At 48.8% G+C, this 404-nt stretch carries 1 protein-coding gene; it reads right to left on the bottom strand.

Features of this window, described 5'->3' with window-relative positions:
* The coding region (locus E1189_RS24320) for a hypothetical protein (protein ID WP_230459828.1) at positions 1 to 404 on the bottom strand (404 nt) is incomplete at both ends.

Genomic DNA, 404 nt, shown 5'->3' with positions numbered 1-404 from the left:
AAAGACCGGTTGCATCCGTCATGGTCACAGATAAAGACTCTGCCCCCTGTGCGGGCTCTTAGCGTGTGCTTCCCGGAGATGTTTGTGGGCTGCTGATCACAGTCAGACTGACTCTGACTCTCTTCAGTAAGAGTGCCATCTATATCGAGTGCACACTCTCCTTCACTGGCGCAAAGAGCACTCTGAAATACATCATCCTGCAACAAGTCCGATAACTCTGAAAGTAGAGCTTCATCCTGCTTCAAGCCTGACAACTCTGGGAATAGAGCGTCCAGAAGGGAAGGTGAAGGAGTAGTACATAAGATATCAGGATCTTCATTGTGACTGGAAATGCGGCAAATGGCTGGAGGATTTCTGGTCAATGTTGTGGCATTCGTTTCAACTGCCAGATGTTGTACAGCCGT

The sequence above is a fragment of the Parendozoicomonas verongulae genome, from assembly GCF_009711465.1.
Classification (GTDB): domain Bacteria; phylum Pseudomonadota; class Gammaproteobacteria; order Pseudomonadales; family Endozoicomonadaceae; genus Sansalvadorimonas; species Sansalvadorimonas verongulae.
This window is presented reverse-complemented; position numbering and strand designations above follow the sequence as displayed.